The sequence below is a fragment of the Pedococcus sp. P2_D7 genome, from assembly GCF_056404295.1.
In genome coordinates this window covers 349790-376266 of sequence record NZ_JBFUEH010000002.1, presented here as the reverse complement: position 1 = coordinate 376266, position 26477 = coordinate 349790, and the positions used below count along the sequence as shown (strand labels likewise).

24 protein-coding genes and 1 tRNA gene are annotated in these 26477 nt (G+C 67.2%); 14 read left to right on the top strand and 11 right to left on the bottom strand.

Going from position 1 to position 26477, the window contains the following annotated elements:
* Nucleotides 1–320 precede the first annotated feature (320 nt).
* The 3 genes from AC1DWJ_RS05310 to AC1DWJ_RS05300 are packed head-to-tail and all read left to right on the top strand — an operon-like array spanning nt 321 to nt 2913.
* On the top strand, nt 321–1268 hold the full coding sequence (locus AC1DWJ_RS05310; RefSeq protein ID WP_477620184.1) for a DNA-processing protein DprA: 948 nt from the start codon (nt 321–323) through the stop codon (nt 1266–1268).
* The gene (locus AC1DWJ_RS05305; RefSeq protein ID WP_477620183.1) at nt 1238–1822 is read left to right on the top strand and encodes an HAD family hydrolase; all 585 of its coding nucleotides are present in this window, start codon (nt 1238–1240) and stop codon (nt 1820–1822) included. The genes AC1DWJ_RS05310 and AC1DWJ_RS05305 overlap by 31 nt, the downstream gene beginning before the upstream one ends.
* Nucleotides 1819–2913, top strand: a complete 1095-nt coding sequence (locus AC1DWJ_RS05300) for a ComF family protein (RefSeq protein WP_477620182.1) — start codon at nt 1819–1821, stop codon at nt 2911–2913. The genes AC1DWJ_RS05305 and AC1DWJ_RS05300 overlap by 4 nt, the downstream gene beginning before the upstream one ends.
* A 13-nt stretch (nt 2914–2926) precedes the next feature.
* On the opposite strand, the gene AC1DWJ_RS05295 is transcribed toward AC1DWJ_RS05300, so the two are convergent.
* Genes AC1DWJ_RS05295 through AC1DWJ_RS05285 form a run of 3 tightly spaced genes read right to left on the bottom strand, consistent with a single transcriptional unit; the run spans nt 2927 to nt 6675 of the window.
* On the bottom strand, nt 2927–3997 hold the full coding sequence (locus AC1DWJ_RS05295) for a ComF family protein (RefSeq protein WP_477620181.1): 1071 nt from the start codon (nt 3995–3997) through the stop codon (nt 2927–2929).
* A 39-nt stretch (nt 3998–4036) separates the two neighbouring features.
* On the bottom strand, nt 4037–5326 hold the full coding sequence (locus AC1DWJ_RS05290; protein ID WP_477620180.1) for a site-specific integrase: 1290 nt from the start codon (nt 5324–5326) through the stop codon (nt 4037–4039).
* A 14-nt stretch (nt 5327–5340) separates the two neighbouring features.
* Nucleotides 5341–6675, bottom strand: coding sequence for a tyrosine-type recombinase/integrase (locus AC1DWJ_RS05285; RefSeq protein ID WP_477620179.1), 1335 nt, complete (start codon nt 6673–6675; stop codon nt 5341–5343).
* 456 nt (nt 6676–7131) lie between these two features.
* Here AC1DWJ_RS05285 and AC1DWJ_RS05280 point away from each other — a divergent pair, with 456 nt between their 5' ends.
* Both AC1DWJ_RS05280 and AC1DWJ_RS05275 read left to right on the top strand, forming a co-directional pair.
* On the top strand, nt 7132–7674 hold the full coding sequence (locus AC1DWJ_RS05280; protein ID WP_477620178.1) for a hypothetical protein: 543 nt from the start codon (nt 7132–7134) through the stop codon (nt 7672–7674).
* Between the two features lie 794 nt (nt 7675–8468).
* Entirely contained in the window at nt 8469–8903 is a 435-nt protein-coding gene (locus AC1DWJ_RS05275; RefSeq protein ID WP_477620177.1) for a helix-turn-helix domain-containing protein, read from the top strand.
* 1 nt (nt 8904) lies between these two features.
* On the opposite strand, the gene AC1DWJ_RS05270 is transcribed toward AC1DWJ_RS05275, so the two are convergent.
* Entirely contained in the window at nt 8905–9939 is a 1035-nt protein-coding gene (locus tag AC1DWJ_RS05270; RefSeq protein ID WP_477620176.1) for a DUF3039 domain-containing protein, read from the bottom strand.
* A 214-nt stretch (nt 9940–10153) separates the two neighbouring features.
* Nucleotides 10154–10585, bottom strand: coding sequence for a helix-turn-helix domain-containing protein (locus AC1DWJ_RS05265; RefSeq protein WP_477620175.1), 432 nt, complete (start codon nt 10583–10585; stop codon nt 10154–10156).
* 439 nt (nt 10586–11024) lie between these two features.
* Between AC1DWJ_RS05265 and AC1DWJ_RS05260 the strand changes: the two genes are divergently transcribed.
* Together AC1DWJ_RS05260 and AC1DWJ_RS05255 are read left to right on the top strand one after the other, a co-directional pair.
* On the top strand, nt 11025–12005 hold the full coding sequence (locus AC1DWJ_RS05260; RefSeq protein ID WP_477620174.1) for a hypothetical protein: 981 nt from the start codon (nt 11025–11027) through the stop codon (nt 12003–12005).
* 187 nt (nt 12006–12192) lie between these two features.
* Nucleotides 12193–14034 (top strand): hypothetical protein, encoded by a 1842-nt coding sequence (locus AC1DWJ_RS05255; protein ID WP_477620173.1) that lies wholly within the window; start codon nt 12193–12195, stop codon nt 14032–14034.
* Between the two features lie 215 nt (nt 14035–14249).
* Here AC1DWJ_RS05255 and AC1DWJ_RS05250 read toward each other — a convergent pair.
* From AC1DWJ_RS05250 to AC1DWJ_RS05235, 4 genes are all read right to left on the bottom strand, one after another.
* Nucleotides 14250–14339, bottom strand: a tRNA-Ser gene (locus AC1DWJ_RS05250).
* A 63-nt stretch (nt 14340–14402) separates the two neighbouring features.
* A complete protein-coding gene (locus AC1DWJ_RS05245; protein ID WP_477620172.1) occupies nt 14403–15428 on the bottom strand; it encodes a metallophosphoesterase in 1026 nt (341 codons plus the stop codon).
* Between the two features lie 149 nt (nt 15429–15577).
* Entirely contained in the window at nt 15578–16210 is a 633-nt protein-coding gene (locus AC1DWJ_RS05240; protein ID WP_477620171.1) for a DedA family protein, read from the bottom strand.
* The gene (locus AC1DWJ_RS05235; RefSeq protein WP_457256412.1) at nt 16207–16674 is read right to left on the bottom strand and encodes a nucleoside deaminase; all 468 of its coding nucleotides are present in this window, start codon (nt 16672–16674) and stop codon (nt 16207–16209) included. Before AC1DWJ_RS05235 ends, AC1DWJ_RS05240 begins: the two co-directional genes overlap by 4 nt.
* 64 nt (nt 16675–16738) lie before the next feature.
* On the opposite strand from AC1DWJ_RS05235, the gene upp reads away from it, so the two are divergent.
* The 7 genes from upp (at nt 16739) to AC1DWJ_RS05200 (ending at nt 23535) form a co-directional block, all read left to right on the top strand.
* Complete coding sequence (gene upp / locus AC1DWJ_RS05230; RefSeq protein WP_477620170.1) at nt 16739–17377, top strand: uracil phosphoribosyltransferase; 639 nt, start codon at nt 16739–16741, stop codon at nt 17375–17377.
* Nucleotides 17378–17524: 147 nt separating this feature from the next.
* Complete coding sequence (locus AC1DWJ_RS05225; RefSeq protein ID WP_457256111.1) at nt 17525–17695, top strand: hypothetical protein; 171 nt, start codon at nt 17525–17527, stop codon at nt 17693–17695.
* A 5-nt stretch (nt 17696–17700) separates the two neighbouring features.
* Nucleotides 17701–18507, top strand: coding sequence for a PH domain-containing protein (locus AC1DWJ_RS05220; protein WP_477620169.1), 807 nt, complete (start codon nt 17701–17703; stop codon nt 18505–18507).
* Nucleotides 18508–18654: 147 nt separating this feature from the next.
* On the top strand, nt 18655–19119 hold the full coding sequence (locus tag AC1DWJ_RS05215; protein WP_477620168.1) for a Fur family transcriptional regulator: 465 nt from the start codon (nt 18655–18657) through the stop codon (nt 19117–19119).
* Entirely contained in the window at nt 19116–21398 is a 2283-nt protein-coding gene (gene katG / locus AC1DWJ_RS05210) for a catalase/peroxidase HPI (protein WP_477620167.1), read from the top strand. Before AC1DWJ_RS05215 ends, katG begins: the two co-directional genes overlap by 4 nt.
* Before the next feature lie 162 nt (nt 21399–21560).
* Nucleotides 21561–23048 (top strand): amino acid permease, encoded by a 1488-nt coding sequence (locus AC1DWJ_RS05205; RefSeq protein ID WP_477620166.1) that lies wholly within the window; start codon nt 21561–21563, stop codon nt 23046–23048.
* Between the two features lie 43 nt (nt 23049–23091).
* On the top strand, nt 23092–23535 hold the full coding sequence (locus AC1DWJ_RS05200) for a VOC family protein (protein ID WP_457256104.1): 444 nt from the start codon (nt 23092–23094) through the stop codon (nt 23533–23535).
* On the opposite strand, the gene pntB is transcribed toward AC1DWJ_RS05200, so the two are convergent.
* Nucleotides 23522–24919, bottom strand: coding sequence for a Re/Si-specific NAD(P)(+) transhydrogenase subunit beta (pntB, locus tag AC1DWJ_RS05195; protein WP_477620165.1), 1398 nt, complete (start codon nt 24917–24919; stop codon nt 23522–23524). The genes AC1DWJ_RS05200 and pntB overlap by 14 nt on opposite strands.
* Nucleotides 24920–24925: 6 nt before the next feature.
* Nucleotides 24926–26458 (bottom strand): Re/Si-specific NAD(P)(+) transhydrogenase subunit alpha, encoded by a 1533-nt coding sequence (locus AC1DWJ_RS05190; RefSeq protein WP_477620164.1) that lies wholly within the window; start codon nt 26456–26458, stop codon nt 24926–24928.
* Nucleotides 26459–26477: the final 19 nt, after the last annotated feature.

Genomic DNA, 26477 nt, shown 5'->3' with positions numbered 1-26477 from the left:
CGGCGACTGCCTCAGACGACACCCATGCCGTGGTGCCCACAGGGACGAAGGTGTGTCAGGTCTGCTGGTGCTACGTGTCGGACTTGGGCCAGCACATGAAGGCTTCGCACGTTTGACGCGCGCATAGGGACGGAAGGGCAGCCCCGGCGGGGCCTGGAGCGGTGGCCGCTAGCGATTGCGGTGAGGACGTCACCGCCCGAAGGGGCACTCCCCGACTAAAGGCCCCATCGACCCCCTCGGGCGTCCGTGTTGCCACGAGAACATGAGGGTTTCAGCCCAGAGCCGTGCGGCGTACGTAGCGGTGCTGTAATGATGGCGGCGTGACCGTCGGCCTCGTTGCACCCAACCTTGAAGCACTGACGACTACCTACGCCCTGGAATCAATCAACGGGTTCGGACCACAGAAGTTTCGGGAACTGGCGAACGCGTCTCTGCGTGCCAAAGACGTACTCGAAGATCCGTCACGCTTGCCGATCGGGGGAAAGCGGGGGGAACAGTTTCGGAGTGGCTTGACGGATTTAGCCCGGACCGGCCTCGATGAGTTTCGGACCAGGGCGGAACGCCAACTTGAACGCGCCCACGCAGAGGGCGCGCATGTGCTGCTGCAGGGTGACGACCACTACCCACGCAACCTATGGCGATCGAACAACCCCGTTCCAGTTGTATATGTGCGCGGCGATCTCTCCGTCCTTGATCGGTTGGATGCCGTCGCCTGCGTGGGATCCCGCGATATCAACGAGCGCTACGGAGCCATGCAGTGGGAGTTCGCGCGCAACGCTGCACACAATGGCTTCGTCGTCGTGTCGGGCTTCGCGATGGGGGCAGACTCCGTCGCTCACCGCGCAGCGAGGGATGCCGGGGGAGCAACGATCTGCGTAATGCCATGCGGACTTGACCGGCCCTTCCCGCCAGAGAATCGCGACCTTTGGCGCGAGTTCAAGGACTACCCCAACGCGGTGATGCTTAGCGAATTCTCCTTCGGCACGGCTGCGGCATCACTCACGCTGCGCAAGCGGAACAAGACGATCGTTGGCCTGGCACTTGGGGTACTCATCGGCCAATCCTCAATCACGGGCGGTGCGATGAACGCCTACCGTTTTGCGAAGGAGCAACGGAAGCCGGTGGCGTCCTTCGATCCGGACGGTACGGAGGCATCCAGCGGGAACGCCGCGGTTATTGGCGATGAACGCGGTACCCGGTTCTCGTCGACCGAAGCCGATACGCATGAGTGGAACATATGGTTGCGCGGGCTATCGTCCTCGATCTAGACGGAACCCTTTGGGACAGCAAGCCGTGGGTTGAATCCCTGCTTGGTTCCCACGCGCCCCGGGTATCGGAGGGTGTCCCTGCTGCGCGGAGGCTGAGGGGCGCTGGATTCACGCCTGCGCGTTTCGCCATCGCCTGCGCAAACGGCGTGCCGCCCTTGACCCCCTATGACGGCATAGCCGCCGCGCTTACGGACCTGGCTAGCACCGGGATACGACTTGGGGTTGCCACGAACTTACCTGGGTGGATGGCTCGACCGATGCTCTCGGCCGTCGGCCTGGAAGGCTTAATGTCGGTCGTGATCGACTATGGGGCAACAGCACGGCATAAGCCCCGGCCGGACCCGCTCCTGGAAGCCTGTCGACAATTTCGTGTTAGACCTGAGGCGACCTGGTATGTGGGCGACGACCCCGCAGACGCTCTCGCCGCCCAGGAGGCCCAAATGCCGTTCGCGTGGGCCTCGTGGGGATACGGCGTCGCGGCACCCACTGGAACCAATATGACCCTTGACTTCCCGCACGCCCTCCGATTGTTGGGCGGCGACGTGCACCCATGAGGTACGTCTACAAGATTCACTCCGGCTACGACGGCTTTACGCCCGCACGCCTGCCAAGTCGGATGAGTCGCACCACCTTGCGGTTGGGTTGGAAGAGGTACATCGACACCGTTGAACGCGGTGACGAGATCTGGGTGTACTTCCATGGGCCACAGAAGTACCGGAACGGTGTCTACGTGCGCGGGATCGCCAAGCAGGTCCGCTACGCGGAGCGCGAAGTGATCCTGTCCGTGATCGAATCGTCGGCTGCAGCGCCTCTAACCGACACCGACATGTCGGCCCGCATTGCGACCGTTGTCGCGACGCGCTACCAACAGGTGTTCGTGCTGCCCGAGGAAATAGATACGGGCGCGGTCTGCACGCTTGCCACGACGGCGGACTCATGCGAAAACCGCGTATGCGTGACGTGTCGATCCTGGAAAGCCCTGCCGTTGGTGGCTCCCTCAGCCTTGAACATCCCTCATCGGCTTGATGGGCACGTCGACATCTATGTCCCCGCCTATTGGGTGGTGCCCAACCGCTCGTTCCTCTTCTTCCGGGGCCGTACGATCAGGCGCACCGTTCGACGGTCATCTGAAATGTTCATGCGTTTCAAGATGGGCGAGGCCAACCTGGCATTCCCGCTGGCCTTGGGCATGCACACCGCCCTGACACGTGCCGACGCGGCCGATGCAGACGTGATTGTTCCCGTTCCCCTTTCGCCGGACAAGGCCAAGCGCGGGGAGTTGAACAGGACTCTTGCGCTCGCCAAGGAACTGAACCGGCTGACAAGCGTGCCGGTCGCGCAAGCACTAACCCTTTCATCAGCGGTCTCCAAGCGATCGCTGCGAACACAACGTGGCTATTCGGCCGCCGACTTCGAGGCGGAGTACGCCAAGCGCTTGATCGTTGACCCCATCGCTTTTCGGGGCGTCAAGCGCGTGCTGTTGCTTGACGATGTCTGCACCGAGGGGAGCACCCTGCGCGACTGTGGCAGAGCGATCAGTTCAGTCGATCCCGATATCGAGATCGTTGCAGTTACGGCGGGACAGATGGCTGTAAAGCAGGTCGTTGTAAATCCTGAGAAGTTGTGGACACCAGCGACTGCTTAGGAACCCGCCCGCCTCATCCCTCCGTGTGCGCCAGGCAACACCCAATCACGGCGGTCGCACCCTGTGCGCGGAGGACGCGGGCGGCCGCCCGAAGGGTCGCTCCCGAGGTGGTGATGTCGTCCACCAGTAGCACCACTCTGCCCCGCACCTTGGCGATCTGGTTGCCAGGCCGATACGCACGCTCGGCAGCCGCAAACCGCTCGCCGCGGGCGGTCTTCTTCATCTCCACGTCAACCGCTTCGGTGTTCCATGCAAGGGCAAACGGGTAGGCAGGCATCGCAAGGGAATCTGTTGTCGCCCTTGCTAGAGCATCCGGAAGACTGGCCATCCGCGCGGAGAACCGCACCGGATTGGCTGGAATGGGCACGACGATCTCTGCCGTCGAGAGGAAGTCTGTGCACTCGGCAACGAACCGCGCGAAATGTCGCGCCGCAATGGTGAAGACCGCTTCGCGTTCCTCATCGCTCGCCAATGCCGACTTGCCGAGTCGAAGATACTTTGTCCAAGGCGAGTCCGAGAGCCCTCCCCTGGAGAAATACGCACCGCAGGCGGCTACGGCGTCGAGATCGGGGGCGTAGGCAGTTGTGGCAAGTCGCCTCGCTGGCACCATCCGGCTCCGTAGCACCTGCCACTCTTCGTCCAGTTCGTACGGGCGCCTTCCGCGTAATAGGGCGAGGCGCTCCTGTCGCCACGGCGAAGGGTGCACCCGCAATGCTTGCCTCGCCGCTTCCAAAGCAACCCCCCACTCTCCGGCGCCGGTGGCACGGCGGCATCGGGCATCCAGGCACTCCGCGACCCAGGGGGCGGGCCGATCACGGTCAGGCACGGTCTGAAGCCAGTCCCAGGCACCCTCCACGTCTCCCACGCCCAGGGCGGCCTCGGCGCGCTCCAGCGCCATGGCCTTTAGGACTTCGTCACGCACAAGCCACCTCTCCCTCCCCACCGTGAGTTCGGCAAGGCATGCATCAGCGTCTCGCAGCCGGGAAAGAAGCGTGTGGAGTTCGCCGGTATTGACGAAACGCGCTGCCGCGTCTACCCGTGCGCCTCGTGACGCCAGCCCGTTCGTCGTTGCTACGTCTGCCACGTCCGTCCTGCGTTACCACCGGACAGATATAGGTACGCCTCAGAGGCCCAATTGTCCGGCGATGTTGCGCCGCAGCAGGTTCTCGCGGTGTTCGTGCCGGGCCACGCTGGACAGCGAGGAGAGGTCTGCGTGGGCGGCGAGCCGGTGCGCCGCCTCACCGCCGCGCAGAGCGGTACGAATGTACCCGGTGCGCAGGCTGGTGAATGTATAGGTGCCGGTGAGATGGGCCTGGCCGCAGCGTTGGTGGATCAGGTAGTTCAGACCCATGGGCATCATCGAGGCCTGCCAGATGATCGTGCCGGAGATCTGCATGAACGCGGCGGCATCCGGGATGTGAAGACCCACCCGGTCCAATTCCGATGACCAGGTGCCCCACGCCGACCGCGCACAGTATTCGTTGCCCAGGGCTGGGATCGCGACCGGGCTGGAACGTCCGGCCGGGTACAGCACCAGGCCGCGTTCGCCGCTGGTGATCTGTGACTGACGTAAGGCAATCGTTTCGCGCCCGCGGAGGGCGGCCCCGTACCCGATCAGGATGAGAGCGCGGTCGCGCAGTTGTGCAGGTGAGGGTGCACTGACCTGGTTGAGGAGACGATGGATCGCGGGGTCGGGCGGCCCTGGGGCTCGTGGCGGATCTGTGCCGGGACGCAAGAGCCTGGTGACGGCGCTAACGGTGCCGCGATCACAGGCTCCCCATCGAGACCCGAATACCGGCCCCTGAATGGACCCCGTCTGTCGGCGTAGACGCCGCAGCGCCGCGGCCGCGCAGGTCGGGTCGCCGCGAAGGGCGATGACGACGCGAGCGATGGGTCGCGGTCCTCGTCGGGGAAAGTCGGGGACGGTGATGTCGACGCCGTGGGGCGTGAACTTCAGGTCGGCCCAGCGTAGGGCGGCTAACGCCTGCACGGGTAGCCGTGTCTCATGGGCGGTGAGCAGGATTGCCGTGTCGCGGACCTGTTCGTGGGTGGGGGTCATAGTCGCGTCCACCACCGCCTGGACCAGTTCCCAGTAGAGCGGGTTCGCGCGAGGGCTCCCGGTGATGGGTCTTTCCCGGTGCAGTCCATGCAGGACTCGGCGGATATCTGGGTGCGCGCTCCACGGCGGGAGGCCTTCGATCCTGGCGGCGAGGTCGAGAACGTGCAAGCGGCTGCGTAGGCCGCGTCCGGTCATCTGGCCGGAATCCAGCAGCGCGGTCAGGTGGAGCATGACGGTGTGCGGTGTCAGCGGCAGGTCAAACTGCTGCCGGAACAGGGTCAACTCGCTGACGGCATATTGAGCGGCTGCGGCTCGGGCCGGGCTTAGGGTCCCCCAAACGAGGTCGGAGCGCACGGCCCGGGGGGTGGTCACAGGCCGACCCGGGAGGCGGAGTTGCGCCGAAACGGGTCGTCGCTGCGTATGTAGAGCATCAGGGTGTCCAGGGTGGCGTGGCGGCTTTGCCGGGCGATCAGTTCGAGCGGGATATCGAGGTCGGCTGCGGTGCTGATGAACCCGGCGCGCAGGCTACGACCGCCCCAACGGCCGTCCAGACCGGCCTGTTCGACGCGTCGGCGCACCAGACGGGTCAGGGCTTCGGGGCTCATGGGTGTGGAGCCCAGGCGGCCGGAGCGGCCCACCGGCACGAACACGGGCAGGTCGTCGATGGGCCCGGCACCATGCTGGTTTTGGCACCGTTGGCGCCAGGCCCGAAGCGCCTGGACCGGGCAGGTCAGGTCACTCTGACCGGTGGGGATGCCCACGTCCCGGCCGCGACCGTCAACATCGGTCTTGGAGGTGACCAGGTGCACGACCAAGCCGCCGAGGGCCTCGGTGACATCTCTCCAATACAACCGGGTCAGGTCGACGCGGCGGAAGGCTCCGGCAAACCCGACCAGCAGCAAAGCCCGGTCGCGCAGCGCCTCGGACGACTCGGCCCCGAGGTCCCCGATGACCCCGTCGAGGCCCGAAGCGGCGCCCATCGAGCGCAGGCGCGACTTGCGCACGGAGAACACCGCTTTGGCGCTGAGCGGCTCCTGCCCGCCATGGCCCAGACGATCCACAGACGTAAACACTGAGTCTGAGTCCTCACCTGCCAGGTCTCGCCATCGGGTCAGCGCCTCCACGGGGCATTGACTCGCGTCCTTGCGGCGTCGCAACAACACAGTGCGGCCGGGGACGCCTTGCCGGGGTGAGCGGACGTGCACCGTGACGCGCTCACCTGTGATCCGCAGGTCTGTCCAGCGCAGTCTGGCGACGGCCCCGTCGCTGAGGTGCATCCGGTGCAGCACGAGGATGGCGCGGTCCCGTACCTCCGCGGGGATCACGCCGACGGCGTCCAGGGTTCGGCAGACCTCGCGCAGCCCGGCGATGCGAAGCGCGTCCACGTTCATTGACTGGACGGGTTTGGTTGTGCGGCTCAGGCCGCGAAGGAACATCGTCATCGCCGGGTCCGCTCCGGGTGGCGGTAGCCCGGCCTCAATGTGCACCCGGTTGAGGGCGGCCATCCACCCCCGCAGAGTGCTCAGTGCGGCACCCTCGCGGGCCGTGTCGGCCAGGTAAAGCATCACGGTCTCCGCCGCGGCCGGAAGCGGGTCCAGGGCATGATCGGTGCACCACCGTTCGAATAGGGTCCAACGGCGCGCGTACGCGGTCCGGGTGTCGTCGGCGATGGACCGGGCGAACACCGCGGCGGTGCGTTCCACGAGGTCCTGCAACCCGTCATCGAACCCCGGCTGGGCAGGGGCTGGCCTAGCCGGGGGTTGCCGTCCAAGCAGGGCCGCGACCCGGGCCGCGTGAAGGCTCTGCTCGACACGTAGGCCGATCTGGTCTACATCGGCCGTCGAGTTCGTCGACGGGCGTGGGTCGTCTACCGATGGGCTCAAGCGCGCCGGTCGTCCTCGCCGAGTCCCGGTCGACACGGGTCAAGTTGTACTCGTCTACGTCGCGGAGGGCAAGTGTAGGCGGACGGGTTGACAGAGCGTATTCCGTTGCAGTGCTTAGGAATCCGCGAGTCATGGTCCGTCGTGGCGAGGTATAGTAGCCCTTGGCTAAGCGCGAAGGGCGCCCCACCGGGGTGGCCGCCAAAGGTCGTTGGGTGCCGCAGGTCGCCACCCAACGCTGCACGAGTGCGTAGTCGTCGTCAGCCCTGGGAGGATCGTATGGACGTCGTGTGGACCCTCTGGAGGATCACGAACCTTCGCGGCATCTACACGCTACGCACAGACGCCGAGGCAGCCGCGGAACGGCTCCGCTCCGATCAGCCTCAGGCGGACCGCAAGTTGTGCATTTCGGACGGCGTCCGGGTCGAGCCATGGGCCGTGTTCGACCCAGCCACAGAGACGGCGGAGCGGGGGTTCCGTGCCCGCGACGTAATCCACGAGATCGCCTCCAAATGGGGCCTGATCTCACTTCAGGAACTCGGTACCGCTCACTGCCTGCGCCTCGACCGGTACCTCGCCGTTCCGTATCAAGGACGGCTGCAGTTCCCCGACTTCCAATTCATCAGCCTCTCCCGTGAACCCTGGCCAGGCTTTGCCGAGACCCTCGCGACCCTGCGGAACAACGGATGGGATGACGTCTCTTCCGCGATCTGGTTCATCAGCCACCAGCACACTCTCGACGCCGACGTCCCCGCCCTGCGCATCCGCGACGACCCCGACGCCGTCATCAAAGCCGCGCGAACCCTAGGCCGGAGCCGATGAACCGCTAGGGGCAGGACTCAGACAGTTTCACCGAGGACAGCAGCACGCCCGTCTCCATGGCAACCTTCGCGCCAGCCTTTAGGGCTCTGCGCATCCCCACCCTTCGGCATCTTGAACGTCTCTGGGGCGGTGGTGGCCGAAGGTGCGGCCGCTGGGGCCGCCTCGGCGGCTGATGACGAAGACGGCGAGGGAGGGGCGACGGTGACAGTCTCGCGAATGACCGTTTGCTTGACGGTCGCCGCGGGCGGCGGAGCCTCCGCATGCGGCCAGGCCAAGCGTCGCGGCAGAGCAGGCAATCGCTTTAAAGTCTGCCAGGGCTTCCTTCGCCTCGAACAGGTCAGGGTCGGGGCTATGGAGCGGCGGGTCCTCGATTTGCCCAATTGGCTGTTCACGGCAGACCCCGGCCAATTGAGAGAGCGATCTCGACCCTTCGTACCACCGCCGACTTGAGGGTTCGAACGTAGCCAGTCCTCCCACCCCCAGGACTTGTCCATCGCCCCCGTGGACCGAGCGAAGGGATATGCGGCCCCCATAGGTCGGCTAGGCCATCGACCTTCCGTGGAAAATCGCTCTGTCCGCGCACCGGTCCTGGCTACGTAGGCGTCCTGGCGCACGACCTCGAGCCACCTTGGCCTGCTGCGGCCCTACAAGAGGTTGGAGTGAACTCGCCGCCCTGGGTTCCAGTGCGTCCCCTCACGGGACCGATGAAGGGGTTGCGTTACAGATATTACAGCGGCTACAGTTATGCCACTTGCGATGCCTACCCATATCGCTTGACAGAAGGATTGACCACCATGCCTGACACTCTGCACGCCTCCGCCGTTCACGCTAGCGAATTGGAGCAGGTGGCGAATCTCGCAGCCGACCTTCCTCAGGGTTCTGCAGTTGCGGTGCTGCTGCAACACCTGGTTGTCTGCGTGAGTAAGGGCAAGGACGTCGCGTTTATCGAGACTGAGCAGCACCTCTCTCCGAATCAGGCGGCTGAGTTGCTGCACATGAGCCGCCCACATTTGCTGAAGTTGATGCACGGCGGTGAACTAGCCACCGACAAGGTCGGTTCGCATCACAAGATCCCAATGAGTGAACTTCTTGACTTCATCGACCGACGCGAGCGCGCCAAGGCTGAGGTTGCGGCGGCTTACGGAGCCCCGGACGTCGTGGAGAACGCTCTTCGTAACGGCGCTGGCGAACTTACGGCCGATGATGTTGAGGCGCTCAACGCGCTCTGAGTCAACGCTTCGAGCGGAGCATGTCCAGCACTAGTTGGGCCGCAGGCCTCTCCTCTTCGCATCGCTCGCAAACGGGGAGTCCGCACTCGTCGCTTCGCGATGCAACGAACCAGACCCCGCACACACCTCTCAGCGGCATGCCGTTGACGTATCCGTCTAGCAGGTAGTCGACTCCCACATAGTGGAGCCTGTCCGGCGGGTACACCTCAACGGGCTCAGCCGCCTCATAGGGCGGTGGGTCGGCGAGGAGTTGGATGACCTGCGCATGCGTAATATCCACGCAGACGTTGAGGCTGTTGTCACGCCCGAACCAAGGCTCGACTCGCGACGGGTCGGGCTCCAGGAACGGTAGGCAAACGCGCGTAAGGGCGCGTTCGAACTCGCCCCAGCCATTGCCGGTGATCCTGAGGGTGACAGTCAGCAGGCTCGAACCCTCGTGCGCCTCGCTCACGTCGCCGCTCGGTTCGTCGTGTTCAGTTTCGACTACCAAGGTCGCCTTATGATCCGGTGCCGATCCGGGGACTGTCGCGGTAACAGGCGACCCAGTCCGAATGGAATCCCTCAAGGCCTCGACGAACGCCTTGAGTACACTGCGTTCCCACTCTCGCGTGGTGTGCGCCGCCTCTTCACGTGCTCGCAACTTGTACTCGGCTGAGCCTGGCAGTAGGTCGGCGAAGGCAATATTCGACACGCGTTTATGGAACTGGTCATGGCGCTCGGCCCACACGAGCCAAGGGTCTCCGACTGCATCTAGGACAATGGCGCCGCGCCACCCAGCGCCGGTTCGGTCTCGTACCTCATAGACGGGCTTTCCGTACGCCTTCGACGCCGCGGCGTGCCGGTCCGGTAGTCCGGTCGCAAACCGCCTGCGGGCGTCTTCCAGCAACGAATGCTGCACACCGTAAAGATTCAGTCGCTCGTAGTCGCTGTTGGCTATGAGATCAAGGGGCGTGGTGTCGTCAAACGTGTCTCTAGGCAGGGACTTGAGGACCTTGATGGTTGGTCTGACCTCACGCATCTGCGCAACTCCACTCATCGCCTTGTTCCTGCTCCATTGACATCGACAGGTGCACCGGTGCGCCATGCCGCCACTCCTGTGGCGCGGCGCGCACCGAACCGCTCACCATAGGGCCATCCGGTGCACACCTACCGTCAAGTGCCCTAGCCACCTTAAGCAACTGAGCGGGCCGGGCGATGGAGAACCCGCCACATGCGTGGCGGGCCGGATGATTGGGTGGCGACGCCCCTATTCAGAGCGCTGGATGGTCACGGTCGGTTTCGAGGGGTGATGGCCTTGGCGTCGTTTTCCGGGTCGGCACGAGGCGAATATCAAGGTCGCGGTCCACCTCGGCTGAGATGCGGTGCAGGTCTGTCAGGCTCACATGCGCCGCCCCGCTGAGGATGCGGCGGAGCCCATCGGGTGACATTCCGATCCGCTTGGCAACCGTCTCGACCGTGGTGTCACCGCGCCGACCAATGAGCCAGCGGATCTCTTGCGCGAGGCGATGCTGCGCCTGGGCCGCAGCAAGGGCCGCAGCCTCGGCGGGCGTCGCGGCTTCCCGCCACGCGGGATGATCCTCGATGCCGAATGGAGAGCGGCGCCACCCCTCTGAACGCGCATCGCGATCTTCGGCGTCCCGCAGCCACGCGCGAGGGGGGGCGCCCACTGACCGCTTCGACACGTCCCGCACGTTAGGGGTTCACGTGACCGATGTCGGGGTATACGGTCTGTAAATCCACTGTATGCGCGTTCTAACATGGCACTTAGTCGTAGGTTTGTGATATTGTGATGTTCGGCCCGGCGCGCAGGGGTGACGGTTGGGGCATGCCTCGCCGTCCGGAAGAGAACCGCCGGTCCGCCGTCCGGCACGCCTTTCGGCCAACTGATGGTCCCCAGGCACCGATTGTCATGCGGGGGCACCCATGTCGACAGGGAGACAAGGCGCGGCCAGGGCGGTCGGCTCGGTCGGCCGCAGTGTCGGCCCGGTTGCGCGGCCGTTGCCAGGGCCTCCAAGTCCCACGGTCGAGTGGCCCTCGGTCGAGTGGGGGCACCATCGAAACGAGTGCTCCGACGGTCGACGGTGCCGCCATCACGTCAAATTCCCGGAGTGGTGGCTCTTGATGGTCACCAGGGGCATCCCCTATTCATCCGACGCCAACGAGGCGCTGCAACACGCGGCGGGTCGCGTGACCCGGTTCAAGGGCCACCCACCCCTTCAGCCCGCGGCCCTGCTATTCACGCAGCGAGCCGTCCTTGACTCGCTCGTCGTCGCGCCCGCGCCGGTCACCGAGTCGTGGGTGATGGCCTCGTTAGCCGCCGTTAGCGGCATCACGCGCTGGGCCCACAACACTGGTCAACCGCTCACACGACATCACGTCTTCGATGAAGAGACCCGGTATCGCTGGGTGCATGGAGCGGGCCACCTAACTAACGATTCCGCACGCATGTACCGGGTTCGGCTCGAACTCATCGGGGACCATCTCAATGGTGCCGTTGTCAAACGGATGCCGCGCACGACAGAGACATACGAAGCACCTCTGAAGCCATTGAGCCTGACCGAGGAGGCTGACCTATGGGGCTGGAGCCGCGGCCTTCGACCGCTCTCCAGGCGCCAACGGGTTCAAGCAAGCGTCGTGTTGGGTCTCGGCGTCGGATTGACTCGTGCCGAGAAGTTCCGCGTTGCCAGAGAACACATCAAGATCACGCCTGAGGGCGTGCTCGTTACGGTCTCCAACTCTCACACTCATGATGTTCGCACCATTGCCTCCCGCCGCGATTGGGAGGAACGCCTCGCCGCCCTCGCCACGGCTACTGCGCCTGGGCACTACCTGATGGCGCCTTGGCGGGACACCCCACCACCCCCCAGCGCTGTGGACGAGTCGATGCGCCGTGCCGGTAAGGCTTGGCCGCCGGTCCAGTTCAACAATCATCGTCTGCGCAATACCTGGCTCTGTTACCACCTTGCGGTCGGAACACCGCTGAGGGTTCTTATGGAGGCGGCGGACCTGGCCGGAGCCAACCACCTCCACAGCCTGATGCCATTCCTTCCGCCGGTGTCGCCAACCGACTCCATAGCGGCACTACGAGGTGGCAATGGCTGAGACGTCACCGGGTCACAGGCCAAAGAAGCATCGGCGTCAGGGGAGCGCGAGCAGCCAGAACAAGCGATTTGGCAATCGCCGCACGACCGACCCCCGCAAGACGGGGCGAGTACTCCGCCAACAGTTGACGACGCCATCCTCAATGCCCGAACTGGCAGACCGAATGGGATCGGCCGAGGCACCGCCGATGAACGGGCCTGAGGCGCAAGGCCCTGCCGAACCTCACCCAATCTTCTCCGACTTCGTCACCAAGTTCCGCGACGCCGACGTGGAGGCCGCGCGACAAGCAGTCCGCCATTGCGGAGTGGTCGATTTCCTCAACTCCCGGATCAACGCCACCAAGAGCAAGGCCGGACGACCCGCCACCATCCCGATCGAGGCGCTCCTGGTGGGCATGCTCATCACCGCTCTTGACGGGAAGGGGTGCCTCATCAGTGAGGTCAGCAAGACGCTCTATTGGAGGCTGAGCAAGCCAGCCATGCGCCTGCTCAACCTCCGACCTCTGCCTAAGGCGAGAAGCAACCGAGAGGAACTGCGACAGAGGTGGATGATCGAGCGCCGTGCGCGCGGTGCCCTGCACCGGGTTCTCGCCGTGCTTGATCCCTCCATCCACCCCAAGGGGAAGTCCATGCTTTGGGAAGACCTTCGCAAACTCGACCGAAACCTCACGGACGACGAGATTGAGGATCGACAGCGGGCCTTGTCAATCGTCTGCAACTCAATCCTGCTAGCCGCGTACGACCACCTACCCGAAAGGGTCAAGCGAAAGTACCGAGGCTCTGCCTGTATTGATGCCACCCCGCTGCGCATCCACGCCCGTGGCTACGGCGTCGATTCCGAGGTCGCGTCCAGCGATCCGGACGCCGGTTACTACGCCCGCCTCGGCGATCACACCGAAACCGGCGACCCTCACCTCCGGACTGTGATGTACGCCTACGACCTCAACCTCATGGTCGCAGTGGACGACTGGCTGGGCGACCGCCAATACCTGCCCGCCATCCCGTACGCAATGCACCTTGATCGGCCTGGTGTTGACCCAGCCGGGGCATCCCGTCGAATGATGGCCTTCCTGTCACATAGGGACCACCGCCCGCGGTATCTAGCGGGAGACGGCCTCTACGCGCTCGCCGACCCGGACGCCTTCCACAACCCAGCCCGAGCCGTGGGGTGGCAACTCGTCATGCCTGTCCTCGACGGTCATCTCGGCGTGCAAGCCGAGATGGAGGGGCTGATCATGGTGGAGGGCAACTGGTACTGCCCCAGCATCCCATCGACCTTAATCGACGCCACGCTCGACTTCAGAGAACGAACCATCTCTGAAGCGGAGTACGACCAGCGAATCTCCGCACGGGGTGCCTACCGCGCCCGGCTAAAGGGCACGAATACGTCGGGGAACCAGCGGTGGGCATGTCCCGCCTCGGGCTCTCACCCATCGGTCATCTGCGCGCTGAAATCCCGTTCGGAGGATCACAAGTTCATCGGTGGACCAGTCCTAGGGGTCCGTCTCAAAGACCGCGTCATCCCCGATCCAGATACGCGAACCAACGGCGTCTGGCCGAGGCCGTGCCGGCAGGAAGCAGTCACAATCCAGGGTGACCGCAGAAGCGAAAGCGGACCGAGAAATCTTGCAGCCGACCGGTACAGGCAAGCCCTGATATTTGGCACTCACGAGCACACCGACACCTACAACGCGCTACGCCAGTCGCAGGAGGGCCTGCACGGCTTTGCTAAAGACGACGCGTACGAAGCCCTCGGCACGCCAGGAAAGCGCCGGGTGAAGGGTCGCGCAGCCCAGTCGCTATTCGCCGCGTTCCTGCTTGCCGCCGCCGGAATCCGTAAGGTCAGGACCTTCCTGCGCTGCGCTGCCCAAGACGAGAACGGTGACCTGTACGTGCGCAGGCGCCCTCGAAAGGGCGAGCACGCCACGACCCACCTTCCACCGGGCAGCCCGGGTTCTCGCGGCGACCCCGCTGTTGATGAATCGCTGCCCGACGCTGGACCCGGTGTGAGACCGACCGTCAAGTCCTGAACACGAGAACCCGGGCCACCCGGCCTGTCCGCTAGCGTGCGTCTGGGCTCTTTCATTGGCGGCACGGCACCACCTACCGAGCGCCGTAGGCAGGGAAATAGGCATTCACCGTGGCCTCGGGGCACAACGACGCCGCCCCAGCCCCTCCTGGGAGGAACGGGACGGCGTCGCTCAGACTTTCGTCTCTTTAGCCACGGACTTGCGTCCGTAGCCCTTGGCGGTGGCGGTGGGATTTGAACCCACGGTGGGCTTTCACCCACACACGCTTTCGAGGCGTGCTCCTTAGGCCGCTCGGACACGCCACCGCGGAGCAGGTTACTAGAGCGGCCGACGCCGACGAAATCGCCCCGAGACGCTGACGCGAGGCCCTAGCCCGAGTAGGGAACCCGGGTCCAGCTCAGCGTGCCGGCAGCACCCGGGCGGTTGATGGTCACCTTGAGCCAGTCCTTGTTGTTGTCGGAGCCGTCGACCGTGATCCGCTCCAGGCCGGCGGCGGATCCGGAGACGCCGTAGCGCGTCAGCCACACCGACCCCGGCGCCAAGGGGCGGTCCGAGTTGTAGATGTGCGAGTCACCGTTGACGAGGTAGACATCACCCGGGAAGGCGTTCGTCTCGTCGACCAGGGCTTGGACCAGGGGCTGGAACGCCGAGATGTCCTGCGGGGTGGGGGTGAAGGTCGGGTCGAACATGTCGGCCTGCTGGAGCACGACGACGGCCCGGTCGTGCCGCGTGCGAGCGTCGGCGAAGGTGCCGCGCAGCAGCGAGATCGAGGCCGCCATGCGGGCCTCCTCCTCCGAGACCTGGGCCGGCGTCGCCGTCGTGTTGCCGATCCCCGTCCAGGGCTGCAGGTCGTTGTTCGACCCCACGACGTGCAGCACCGCAAAGTCCACTCCCGCGTGCCGCAGGGACACGTTCTCCGGGTATGCCGCGTCCGGCACCGACACCGGCGTCGGCGCGCCGAGCGTCGTCCCCGGCTTGTCGAAGAACACCGAACGGTCGAAGGCGAGGCGCTCGAGGGGCTGGTAGGCCCCGTTGTTGGCTCGATGACAGTCGGTCCACTCGTTGTCGCCCGGCGTGTAGACCAGTGGATCGGCGAACCGGTCGAACTGGGTGCGGATCATCCGGTAGTAGGCGTCATCACAGCGGCTGGAGCCGTTCTTGATGTCTCCCACGTGGAAGGTGAGCTCGACGTCGGGGTCGGCGTTGATCTGGTCCACCCAGCCGGGGAACTTGGCCACCTGGACAGCGCCGTAGGGGACGTCACCGATGACGGCGAAGGTCTGGTGACCCGACTTCAGCTGGCCGTCGACGGCCTGCGCCGTGGGCGCGGTGAGCGAGACGAGCGCGACGACCGCAGTGGCGCAGGTGGTGGCGAGGGCGAGGTGACGACGCATGGGGCTCCTGTCAGAGGGGACAGAAGAGTTCTCCACCCGTCAGGTGAACTGGCGACGCACTGCAGGGTGGCCATCGGGTGAACTCAGGCGGAGATGTGGCTGGATCTCTCGGCATTCGAGGTAATCCGCGACCGGAATCGGGTCCCGAATTACCTCGAACGGGCCCTGGACTCTGCGCGGTGGCGGCGGACCACCCACACGGCGATAGCCACCACGACGATCAGCGCGACGATCCCGGCAGCGCCACGCCCCAGCCACTTCTCGACCCGGTGGTAGGACTCACCGGCAAGGTAGCCCGCGGTGACAGCCGTTGCGCCCCAAGCGATTCCGCCGATCGCGTTCCACGGGAGGAACACGCGGTAGCGCATGCCCGACAACCCCGCGAGCGCCGGCATGACGGCCCGGAAGAACGCGGTCCACCGCCCGAGGAAGACCGCCGACCCACCCCTGCGCCGCAGGAACTCCTGCGCCGAGTCAAGCTTCTCCCGACGCCGCTCCAGGATCTTCAGCCCCATGACTCGCGGCCCGAACAGCCGCCCGATCTCGTAGCCCACCGAGTCGCCGATGATCGCCGCCAGGATGACGACGACCAGCACCCACGCCAGCGACGTGTGGCCCAGGCTGGCGGTCACCCCGCCGATGATGGCGAGCGTCTCGCCGGGCAGCACGAACCCGACGAACAACGCGTCCTCGGCGAAGACCACCAGCGCGATGATGACGTAGACCAGCCACGGCGGCGAACCCAGCACCTGGTTGACCAGGCTGTTGATGATCCCGCTCACGCGCGCTCCCCCGGCCGCTCGACGGCGCCGCCGTTGCGGTGCCCCTCGAAGAATGACAGCAGCAACTGAGAACACTCTGAGGCCCGCACGCCACCGACCACCTCGACCCGGTGGGTCGCCCGCCGGTCACGCACGATGTCCCACACCGAACCGGTGGCCCCGAGCTTGGGGTCCCACGCGCCGAGCACCAGCCGCGAGATCCGCGAGAGCATCAGGGCGCCGGCGCACATCGGGCACGGCTCGAGCGTGACGACGAGCGTGCAGTCCTCGAGCCGCCACTCCCCGAGCGCTCGCGCGGCGGCCCGGAGCGCGACGACCTCTGCGTGCGCGGTCGGGTCGCCCTCGACCTCACGCAGGTTGCGCCCCTCACCGACCACCTCACCCGACGGCGACACCACGACGGCCCCGACCGGGACGTCGCCGTCGCGCCCCGCTGCGGCGGCGAGGTCGAGCGCGAGGCCCATCCACGCGGCATACCGCTCATCGACCGAGGGTCCGCGGGTGGAGGTCACGCGCTAAGTTTCGCCTATGCGCGTCCACGTTGCCGACCACCCGCTCATCACGCACAAGCTGACCTACCTGCGCGACAAGCGCACGGACAGCCCGACCTTCCGGCGGCTGGCCGAGGAGCTGGTCACCCTGCTCGCCTACGAGGCCACCCGCGACGTGCGCGTCGAGCCGTTCGACATCGAGACGCCGGTGGCTCCGACCACGGGGATCAAGCTGTCCAACCCCAAGCCGCTCATCGTCCCGATCCTGCGCGCCGGACTGGGCATGCTGGAGGGCATGGTGCGCCTGCTGCCGAGCGCCGAGGTGGGCTTCCTGGGCATGCAGCGCAACGAGGAGACGCTCGAGGCGATCACCTACGCCAACCGGCTGCCCGACGACCTCAGCGGTCGCCAGTGCTACGTCGTCGACCCGATGCTCGCGACGGGTGGCACCCTCGTCGACGCCATCCGCTACCTCGCCGACCGCGGCGCTGACGACATCACCGCCGTCACGCTCCTGGCGGCTCCGGAGGGGATCAAGCACGTCGAGGAGTCGCTGGCCGACCTCGACATCCCGATCACGATCGTCACCGGCGCCCTCGACGAGAAGCTCAACGACAAGGGCTACATCGTGCCCGGGCTGGGAGATGCGGGTGACCGCCTCTACGGCGTCGTCTGACCCGACCTACCGGGTATGCCGCGTGGCCGGGCCGCGCGGCGCGCCTCACCCGTTCGGCCGATGCCATCGGTCAGGATGGACCCAGTGGTGCGCCTGACAGGCGCGCCCACCCTGCGAACTGACCCCTGACCTCCCGAGGAGCCGAGCATGACGCGCGTGAAGAAGATCCTGCTGTGGGTCCTCGTCGCGTTCGCCGCCTACGCCATCTTCACGTCCCCGGACCAGGCAGCCGACATCGTCAGGACGTCGTGGAGCATGCTCGCCGACGGCGTCCGCAACATCGGCAACTTCTTCGACGCCCTGCTCGGCCGCCGGTAGGCACCATGGGCCCCACGCCCAGCCGCGGCGAGATCGACCGCTACCTGGTCGACGGGGAACGCATCGTCTTCGCGATCCACCAGCACTGGGGTCGGGTCGCCGAGCCGGTCGGGTCCGCCCTGGCCGGGCTCATCGTCGCGGGATGGCTCGACGCCACGGTGGCCCCCGAGCTCGGGCTGCTCAGCACGCTGGCGTGGTGGGCCTGGTTCGCGCTCGTGCTGCGCGCGGGCTGGAAGGTCGTCAACTGGCGGCACGACTGGTTCATCGCCACCGACAAGCGACTGCTGCTGTTCCACGGCTTCGTCACCCGGCGCGTGCCGATGATGCCGCTGACCAAGGTCACCGACATGGCCTACGAGCGGTCGGTGCCGGGGCGGATCTTCGGCTACGGCCGGTTCGTGCTCGAGTCCGCCGGCCAGGACCAGGCGCTCCACAAGGTCACCTTCGTTCCCGACCCCGACCACCACTACCGCGTGATCTGCTCCGAGATCTTCGGGGTCGGCGACCGCAACCCGTTCGACGACCCCTACGGCGACCCGTACGACCAGCCGTTCGACGGACCGGACGACCGCTGGGACGACCCGCCGTCCGGCGGCGGTCCGTCGCGAGGAGCGCGCTCGGGTGGCGGCCTTCCCGACCCGTATGCCGGGTGGGACGACCCGCGGCACAGCCCCACCGCGCCGACGTCCCCGGCTCCGCGGGGCCAGGGGTCGCTCTACCGCAGCCCTGACCTGCGCGCCCGGGACCGCAGTGCCGACACCGGCCCGATCCCCATCAGGCAGCGGCACCCGCGCGACCTCGCCGACGACTGACCCACCCCGCACTCCTGGCCAGCGGTGACCCACCCGACGCCGGATTCGGCGCCATCGTGCGGCATGGGTGGCCAGGAGTCGGGAAGGGGCGTCTCAGTCGCCAGACGTTTTCTTGACTCATTCAAGACAATGCGCCAGCCTAGGGCCGTGCCCACCCCCGTCGAGCTCGAGCAGTCCCTGCGCGGGGCCGAGCTGCGGGTGACCCGGCCTCGGGTCGCGGTGCTGACCGCAGTGCACAACCACCCCCACGCCGACACCGACACGATCATCGGCGCCGTGCGGGCCGGACTCGGCGACGTCTCGCACCAGGCCGTCTACGATGTCCTGCGCGCCCTCACCGAGGCCCGCCTCCTGCGGCGCATCCAGCCGTCTGGCTCCGTCGCGCGCTACGAGTCCCGCGTGGGCGACAACCACCACCACGTCGTCTGCCGCTCGTGCGGCGCCATCGCCGACGTCGACTGCGCCGTCGGCCACGCCCCCTGTCTCACCGCCTCCGTCGACCACGGCTTCGTGGTCGACGAGGCGGAGGTCGTCTACTGGGGCACCTGCCCCTCGTGCGCGACCACCACCCCCGAGGAACAACCCGCGACGCCCGGAAGGACGCACCCATGACCGACAGCCACGACCCCAGCGCACCCGAGAGCCCGCAGGGGGTGGACCGCAAGGCCGAGGGCGGGTGCCCTGTCATGCACGACTCGGCGTCGGCACAGGGCAGCGAGAGCGAGAACCCGGCCCTCGACTCGCCCCAGCCCCGGACCGGCGGCCGCCCACGGACGCTCCAGGATTGGTGGCCCAACGCCCTCGACCTGTCGGTGCTGCACGCCCACAGCCCGCGCAGCAACCCGCTCGGCAGCGACTTCGACTACCGCCGCGAGTTCGAGCAGCTCGACCTCGAGGCGCTCAAGCGCGACGTCGTCGAGGTGCTCCGCACGTCCCAGGACTGGTGGCCCGCCGACTTCGGCCACTACGGCGGCCTCATGATCCGTCTCAGCTGGCACGCGGCCGGCACCTACCGCATCTACGACGGACGCGGTGGCGCCGGTGACGGGGGCCAGCGGTTCGCGCCGCTCAACAGCTGGCCCGACAACGGCAACCTCGACAAGGCCCGGCGGCTGCTCTGGCCGGTCAAGCAGAAGTACGGCCAGCGGATCTCGTGGGCCGACCTGCTCGTGCTCGCGGGTAACGTCGCACTCGAGGACATGGGCTTCGAGACCTTCGGATTCGGCTTCGGTCGCGAGGACGTCTGGGAGCCCGAGGAGATCTTCTGGGGCCCGGAGGACACCTGGCTCGGCGACGAGCGCTACAGCGGCGAACGCCAGCTCGAGGACTCGCTCGGCGCGGTCCAGATGGGCCTCATCTACGTCAACCCCGAGGGCCCCAACGGCAACCCCGACCCGGTGGCCTCAGCCCGCGACATCCGCGAGACGTTCCGCCGCATGGCGATGAACGACGAGGAGACCGTCGCGCTCATCGCCGGCGGCCACACGTTCGGCAAGACGCACGGCGCCGGTGACCCGAGCCTCGTCGGCCCCGAGCCCGAGGGCGCGCCGCTCGAGGAGCAGGGCCTCGGCTGGCGCAGCACCTACGGCAGCGGCAAGGGCGCGGACGCCATCACCTCCGGCCTCGAGGTCACGTGGACCCGCACCCCGGTGCAGTGGAGCAACGACTTCTTCGAGTTCCTCTTCGGCCACGAGTGGGAGCTGGAGAAGAGCCCGGCCGGCGCCTGGCAGTGGGTCGCCAAGGACGCCGAGGAGGTCATCCCCGGTCCCACCGCGGACTCGCCGAAGCGTCGGCCCACCATGCTGACCAGCGACCTGGCTCTCCGTTTCGACCCGGCCTACGAGAAGATCTCGCGCCGCTTCCTCGAGCACCCCGACGAGTTCGCCACGGCCTTCGCCAAGGCCTGGTACAAGCTGCTCCACCGTGACATGGGCCCCATCTCGCGTTATCTCGGCCCCTGGGTGCCTGAGCCGCAGTTGTGGCAGGACCCGGTGCCCACGGTCGAGCACGAGCTCGTGGACGCTGACGACGTCGAGGCGCTCAAGACGGCGCTGCTCGACTCCGGGCTCACGGTGTCGCAGCTGGCGAGCACGGCCTGGGCGTCGGCGGCCACGTTCCGCAGCACCGACAAGCGCGGTGGCGCCAACGGCGCGCGCCTGCGGCTCGAGCCGCAGCGCAGCTGGGAGGTCAACCGGCCCGAGGAGTTGGCCCGGGCGCTCGAAGCGCTGGAGCGCGTGCAGGCCGAATTCAACGAACGCCAGGACGGGAGCAAGCGGGTGTCCCTCGCCGACCTCATCGTCCTCGGTGGCGCGGCAGCCGTGGAGCAGGCGGCGCGGGTCGCCGGTGTCGAGGTGACGGTCCCCTTCCACCCCGGGCGCACCGACGCATCCCAGGAGCAGACCGACGTCGAGTCGTTCGCCGTCCTCGAGCCCCGCGCCGACGGGTTCCGCAACTACGTCCGGCCCGGCGCGAAGCTGCAGCCGGAGACGCTGCTGCTGGACCGCGCCTACATGCTGGGGCTGTCGGCACCCGAGATGACGGTGCTGGTGGCAGGCCTGCGCTCGCTGGGGATCACGTCCGCCGACGCGCCGCACGGTGTCCTCACCGACCGCGCCGGTGCGTTGAGCAACGACGTGCTCGTCAACCTGCTGGCCGCAGGGACGGAGTGGAAGGCGTCGGCGTCCGATCCCGATGTCTTCGAGATCCGTGACCTGGCCTCTGGTGACGTCCGCTGGACGGCGACCCCCGTGGACCTCGTCTTCGGCTCGAACTCGCAGCTGCGCGCGATCGCCGAGGTCTACGCCAGCGCCGACGCGCAGGACCGCTTCGTGCGCGATTTCGTCGCCGCGTGGACCAAGGTCATGGAGGTGGACCGCTTCGACCTGGCCTGAGCCGCACCGCACCACCACGCCGTCCGGGTCGGCCCCTGTATTGGGGTCGGCCCGGACGTCTCGTGTGCAGGACCGCCGATGGGCACACTGCAGCCACCGACGCTAGGTTGGCTCGAATCGGGCCGCGCGCGCGGCTGACCCGAGCGACCCGGAGGCGTGGCCATGTCGATCCTGAGGACCAAGTCGATCGAGCAGTCGATGCGAGACGGGGACGAGCCCGAGTACCAGCTGAAGAAGCGGCTCACCGCACTGGACCTCACCGTGTTTGGGGTCGGCGTGGTCATCGGCGCCGGGATCTTCACGGTCGCCGGGCGTGCTGCCAAGGAGCTCGCCGGGCCGTCCGTGGTCCTCTCCTTCGTCGTCGCCGCGGTCTGCTGCGGCCTGGCGGCGCTGTGCTACGCCGAGTTCGCGTCGTCGATCCCCATCAGCGGGTCCGCCTACACGTTCTCCTATGCCAGCCTCGGCGAGATCATCGCCTGGATCATCGGGTGGGACCTGCTGCTCGAGCTCATGCTCGGGGCCAGCGTGGTGGCCCAGGGGTGGTCGGCCTACCTCGGCGTGTTCCTCGACCACCTCGGGTTCACGATCCCCGAGTCCGTGGGCTACGGCTCCCAATTCGACCTGCCGGCCTTCGTTCTGGTCGTCGTGCTGAGCGTCCTGGTGAGCATCGGCATCAAGGAGTCCCTGCGCGTCAACCTGGTCCTCGTGGCCCTCAAGGTCTTCATCGTCCTGTTCGTCATCGTGGCCGGCATCGGCTTCATCAAGTCGGCCAACTACTCGCCGTTCATCCCACCCACGCAGCCCGCGAAGGCGAAGGGGACGCTCGAGTCGCCCCTCATCGAGTGGGCCTTCGGCTTCGCCCCCTCGCACTTCGGCATCCCCGGCATCCTGGCTGCGGCCTCGCTGGTGTTCTTCGCCTACATCGGCTTCGACGTCGTCGCGACCACCGCCGAGGAGGCCAAGAACCCCAAGCGCGACCTGCCGATCGGCATCATCGCCTCGCTCGTCATCTGCACCGTCCTCTACTGCACCGTGGCGATCGTCCTCACGGGCATGGTGCGCTACGACCAGCTGTCCACCGAGGCGTCCCTGGCCACGGCCTTCGAGACCGTCGGGAAGTCCGGCTACGCCACCCTCATCTCCGCGGGCGCCGTGGCGGGTCTGACGACGGTGGTGATGACCCTGCTGATCGGGACGTCCCGCGTGGTCTTCGCGATGTCCCGTGACTGGCTGCTGCCGCCATGGCTCGGCAAGACCAACCACCGCACCGGCACCCCGCTGCGGATCACGGTCATCGTCGGGGTGGTCGTGGCCCTCGTCGCGGCACTGACGCCGGTCGGCAAGCTGGAGTTCATGATCAACATCGGGACGCTGTCGGCCTTCTTCCTCGTCTCCCTGGCCGTCCCCGTCCTGCGCAGGCGCCGCCCCGACCTCCAGCGGCCGTTCCGGGTGCCGTTCTCGCCGGTCGTCCCGTGGGTGTCCGCGGCGATCTGCGGCTACCTCATGCTCACCCTGCCGGTCGAGACCTGGATCCGGTTCCTCATCTGGATGGCGCTCGGCTTCCTCATCTACTTCGCCTACGGCTACCGCAGCAGCCGGTTGTCCGGGAACCCCAAGGAGGGCGAGCTCCCCAGCATGACCAGCACCTGAGGCGCGGCTCCTGTCGGGGGCCGAGCCAGACAGACCTGCCCGTATGCCGCGTGGTCACCACGCGGCATACGGCATCGTGGGAGCCATGCGACTCTCGGTGGTCCTCGACGGACGTGACCTGACCCTGCTCGTGCCGTTCTGGTCGGCGGCGCTCGGCTACGACGCGGTGTTCTCGCTGCCCGAGTTCGAGGTGCTGCGACCCCGCGAAGGTGAGCGGCCGGGGCCGGTGTTCATCCTGCAGCGGGTGCCGGAGGAGAAGGCCGGCAAGAACCGCATGCACGTCGACGTCCACCCCCCACTGGAGCTGGGCGTGCCGGCCTTGGTCGAACGGCTGGAAGCGTTGGGCGGCAGGCGGATCGGCGAGCCCGTGACCGACCTGCTGGAGGCGATCGACAGCTGGTGGCAGGTGATGGCCGACCCGGAGGGCAACGAGTTCTGCGTCGTCGCCGACCAGGGCCACCCCCCGCCGGAGGTCACAAGGCCTTGATGATGTCCTCGACGCGTTCTTTGGCGTCGCCGAAGAGCATCTGGCTGTTCTCCTTGAAGAACAACGGGTTCTGCACTCCCGCATAGCCGGTCGCCATCGACCGTTTGAAGACGACGACGTTGCGGGCCTTCCAGACCTCGAGGACCGGCATGCCGGCAATCGGGCTGGTGGGGTCCTCGGCGGCGGACGGGTTGACGGTGTCGTTGGCCCCGATCACGAGGACGACGTCGGTGTGGGCCAGGTCGCCGTTGATCTCGTCCATCTCCAGGACGATGTCGTACGGCACCTTGGCCTCGGCGAGCAGGACGTTCATGTGGCCGGGCAGTCGGCCGGCGACGGGGTGGATGCCGAACCTGACGTTGACGCCCTTCTTGCGCAGCTGGCTGGTGAGCTCGGCGACCGGGTACTGCGCCTGCGCGACGGCCATCCCGTAGCCCGGGGTGATGACGACCGTCGAGGCGTCGCGCAGCAGCTCGGCCACGTCGGCGGCGATGGTCTCGCGGTGCTCGCCGTAGTCGGTGTCGTCGCTGACCGACACCTCTTGGCCGAATCCGCCTGCGATCACTGAGAAGAACGACCGGTTCATCGCCTTGCACATGATGTAGGACAGGATCGCACCGGAGGACCCGACGAGGGCGCCGGTGACGATGAGCAGGTCGTTGCCGAGCATGAAGCCCGCCGCGGCAGCGGCCCATCCGGAGTAGCTGTTGAGCATCGACACGACGACCGGCATGTCGCCGCCGCCGATGGAGGCGACCAGGTGCCAGCCGAACGCCAGCGCCACCACCGTCATCAGCAGCAGCGGGACCACCGAGTGCGACTGGACGAACCAGATCAGCAGACCCGCCGAGACGACCAGCGCCGCGAGGTTGAGCCAGTGCCGGGCGGGGAGCATCAGCGGCGAGGACTTGATCCGTGCGCTGAGCTTGAGGAACGCGACGATCGACCCGGTGAACGTCACGGCGCCGATGAAGACGCCGATGAAGACCTCGACGAGGTGGAGCTTGTCGTCGGTGCCGGCGTCGGTCGACTCCAGGTAGGAGCTGTAGCCGACCAGCACCGCGGCGAGACCGACGAAGCTGTGCAGCATCGCGACGAGCTCGGGCATCTGGGTCATCTCGACGACCCGGGCGCGCCACAGCCCGATCGCGGCACCGACCGCCATGGCGGCGGCGATGAGGGCGATGGTGAGCGCCGGGTGGGCGGCCCGGTCGACCGACAGCCAGATCGTGGCGCCGAGGGCGAGCACCATGCCGGCGACGCCGAAGGCGTTGCCCTCCTTGGCCTTCTCGTGCTTCGAGAGCCCCGCGAGGGAGAGCACGAAGAGCACCGCGGCGATGATGTATGCCGCCTGCACGAGGTTGGTGGTGACGTTGCCGCTCATACCGGTTCAGTCCTTCCGGAACATCTGGAGCATCCGGCCGGTCACGGCGAACCCTCCGAAGATGTTGATGCTGGCCACCAACGTGGCGGCGAACGCGAGGACCTGGATCACCGCGTTGGAGCTGCCGAGCTGCAGGACGCCGCCGACGAGGATGATGCCGCTGATCGCGTTGGTCTCGGCCATGAGGGGCGTGTGCAGGGCGTGGGCGACGTTGGAGATGACGTAGAAGCCGACGATCACCGCGAGCGCGAAGACCGTGAAGTGGCCGAGGAACACCGCGGGCGAGTTCGCCGCGACGACGCCGAAGACAACCGCGGCCAGGGCCATCACGGCGTACCTGCGTCGAGGGTCCGGTGGTGGTTTGGGGGCCTTGGGCTCGGGCGCCGCCTTGGCCGCGGCGACCGGGGCCGCGCTGACCTGCACCGGCGGGGGTGGCCAGAGGGTCTCGCCGTCGCGACAGACGGTCATGCCGCGCTGCACGACGTCGTCGAGGTCGAGGACGACCCGGCCGTCCTTGCCGGGGGTGAGCAGCCTGAGCAGGTTGACCAGGTTGGTGCCGAAGAGCTGGCTGGCCTGGGTGGGCAGCCGACCGGGCAGGTCGGTGTAGCCGATCAGCTTGACGCCGTTCGCGGTCGTGACGACCTGGTCGGCCACGGTGCCCGCGACGTTGCCGCCGTTGGCGGCGGCGAGGTCCACGACCACCGAGCCGGCCTTCATCGACGCGACCATCTCCTCGGTGAACAACCGCGGGGCGGGCCTGCCGGGGATCAGGGCCGTGGTGATGACGATGTCGACGTCCTTGGCCTGCTCGGCGTAGAGCTCGGCGGCCTTGCGGTTGAAGTCCTCGCCCATCTCCTTGGCGTAGCCGGTGGCCGATGGGCCCTCGTCCTCGACCTCGATCCGCAGGAACTCCGCACCCATCGACTCGACCTGCTCGCCGACCTCCGACCGGGCGTCGAAGGCCCGCACGATCGCGCCGAGGCTGCTGGCCGTGCCGATCGCCGCGAGCCCGGCCACGCCCGCGCCGACGACGAGCACCTTCGCCGGCGGGACCTTGCCAGCCGCGGTCACCTGTCCGGTGAAGAGCGAGCCGAACTCGTGGGCCGCCTCGATCACGGCGCGGTAGCCGCCGATGTTAGCCATCGACGACAGCACGTCCAGCGACTGGGCCCGGGAGATGCGGGGTACCGCGTCCATCGCGAGCGCGGTGACGCCGGCAGCGGTGAGCTTCTCGACCAGGTCGGGGTTGAGTGCGGGCGAGACCAACGAGGCGAGCAGCGACCCGGCCCGCAGGTGGCCGATCTCCGCATCGCTCGGGGCGTTCACCTTGAGCACGACATCGCTCACCCACACGGCGGAGCCGTCGACCACCGAGGCGCCCGCCGCGGCATACGCGTCGTCGGAGAAGGAGGACCGCGCTCCGGCCGCCCGCTCCACCACCACGTCGTAGCCGAGGCCGATCAGCTGGCCCACGGTCTTGGGCGTGGCGGCGACCCGGGTCTCACCCGACTTGGACTCTGCTGGAACTCCGATGCGCACTCTTGCTCCCGTCGCTGGC